Source organism: Streptomyces sp. NPDC052101, from assembly GCF_040680235.1.
Taxonomy (GTDB): domain Bacteria; phylum Actinomycetota; class Actinomycetes; order Streptomycetales; family Streptomycetaceae; genus Streptomyces.
In genome coordinates this window covers 1-1,384 of record NZ_JBFAWH010000130.1, presented here as the reverse complement: position 1 = coordinate 1,384, position 1,384 = coordinate 1, and the positions used below count along the sequence as shown (strand labels likewise).

Below are 1,384 nucleotides of genomic sequence, written 5' to 3'. Positions count from 1 at the left end.
GGGTCTGTAAAGCGAGCGGTGTAACTGGGCTTGATGTGGCTAGAGTTGGCCTGCGGTGAGGCGGCCATCAAAGGCCAGGTCGAAGGCGTTCATGGCGCCCTTCCATCGCATGGTCCAACGCTTCCGGCCGGCGCCGGTCGGGTCGAGGCTCATGACGGCCAAATAGACGCACTTGAGGGCGGCCTGCTCCGTCGGGAAGTGTCCGCGGGCACGGACGGCCTTGCGGATGCGTGCGTTGACACTCTCGATACTGTTGGTCGTGCACACAATCCGGCGTATTTCCGCATCGAACTGGAGGAACGGCGTGAACTCCGCCCAGCTCGACTCCCATAGGCGGACGATCGCCGGGTACTTCTTGCCCCAGGTCTCGGCGAACTCCAGGAACCTGGTCGTGGCCGCGTCCTCGGTCGGCGCGGTGTAGACGGGCTTGAGCGCCTTCGCGATCTTGTCCCAGTCCTGGCGGGCCGCATAACGGAACGAGGCCCGCAGGAGGTGAACTACACATGTTTGCACCACAGTTCGCGGCCAGACCTCACCGACCGCGTCGGGCAGGCCCTTCAGCCCGTCGCAGACCAGCATCAGGACATCATCGACGCCCCTGTTCTTGAGCTCGGACAACACCCGCATCCAGTGCTTCGCGCCCTCGCCGCCGTCGCCGGCCCACAGTCCGAGGATGTCGCGGTGCCCCTCGGCGGTGACCGCCAGAGCCACGTAGATCGGCCTGTTCGCTACTTGGCCATCGCGAATCTTGACGTTGATCGCGTCGATGAAGACGACCGGATAGACGCGGTCCAGCGGCCGGTTGGCCCATTCGGCCATGCCGTCCATCACCTTGTCGGTGATCGTGCTGATGGTCGTCTTGGACACGTTCGCGCCGTAGACCTCGGCCAGGTGCGAGGAGATCTCGCCGTGCGTGAGACCCTTCGCGGACAGCGACAGGACCATCTCGTCGACGCCGGTCAGACGGCGCTGCCGCTTCTTGACGATGGCTGGCTCGAAGGAGCCGTCCCGGTCCCGCGGCACGTCGATCTCGACCGGCCCGATGTCGGTCAGCACGGTCTTGGAGCGGGTGCCGTTGCGGGAGTTGCCGCCGTCCTTGCCCGCCGGGTCGTGCTTGTCGTAGCCGAGATGGTCGGTGATCTCGCCCTCCAGGGCGGACTCCAGCACCGTCTTGGTCAGCTGCTGCAGCAGCCCGCCCTCGCCGGTCAGCTGCAGACCCTTGCTCCGGGCCTGCGCGACGAGCTGGTCGATGAGCCTCTGCTCGACCGTCGCGGCATCCAGCGACGGTTCCGCCTGGTCATCGACGGTCACGGACTCGGTCACGGTGTCAGTCACTTGATGTCTCTTCCATGATCATCAATTACACCGGTGAGCGTACAGACCC

At 65.3% G+C, this 1,384-nt stretch carries 1 protein-coding gene; it reads right to left on the bottom strand.

All coding sequences use genetic code 11. The annotated features are described in order from the left end of the window. Positions 1 to 39 precede the first annotated feature (39 nt). Positions 40 to 1,281: an IS256 family transposase gene (locus AB0L75_RS44235; RefSeq protein ID WP_365191944.1), complete on the bottom strand. Its 1,242-nt coding sequence runs from the start codon at positions 1,279 to 1,281 to the stop codon at positions 40 to 42. Between the last annotated feature and the right edge of the window lie 103 nt (positions 1,282 to 1,384).